Annotated in this window: 1 protein-coding gene; it reads right to left on the bottom strand. The window is 43.8% G+C overall.

Annotation, left to right across the window (positions count from 1 at the left end):
- Positions 1–48 precede the first annotated feature (48 nt).
- Entirely contained in the window at positions 49–435 is a 387-nt protein-coding gene (locus KIV41_RS24760) for an ASCH domain-containing protein (protein WP_252040534.1), read from the bottom strand.
- Positions 436–571: the final 136 nt, after the last annotated feature.

The raw sequence follows: 571 nt of genomic DNA, 5'->3' as shown, positions 1-571 counted from the left end.
ACGCATAGTGAAAATGCCACGCGTTGCGAATCCCTCTTGAGCAGTTTGTTATGTTTCTAGCTCAAGTATGACTGCTAAGGCTTCTTCACCCGTAAGATTATAGAATTTTCTCTTAGCCGTTGCTGGCACTGGGTTATTGAGCTTTCTTATATTACTCAACCGCCATGCCAACCAGCCCTCTTCAAACTCTGACTCGTCGCAACCTGAAAATTTACAGTCTTCCTTTACCCAAGGGACACAGGAAACGATATCGATGACCGCCACAACTTCACCGTCAAAATCCTCATCGCCGTTTTTTGTTAACCGTTTACTATTTTGAACTAAGGCAACACTTAGCATTGGCATTTGCTCTGGTGCCCAGCCTCGGATTTCCAATGATTTTATTTCATCTGCAATCATTGTTCCCCACGGCTTAACTACTGATAAAGCTTTCAAATTTCCTCCTTGAAACATAACGCCCTGTTAAGGTGTGAGCAACGCAATACCGATGCCACCGCATACCACCTGAAACACCAAACACAACGCATAGTGAAAATGCCACGCGTTGCGAATCACTTTTAAACAGTTTGTT

The sequence above is a fragment of the Vibrio sp. D401a genome (assembly GCF_030248515.1).
Lineage (GTDB): Bacteria > Pseudomonadota > Gammaproteobacteria > Enterobacterales > Vibrionaceae > Vibrio > Vibrio rotiferianus.
Note: the sequence above shows the minus strand (reverse complement) of the source record. Positions and strands in the feature narration are given on the sequence as shown.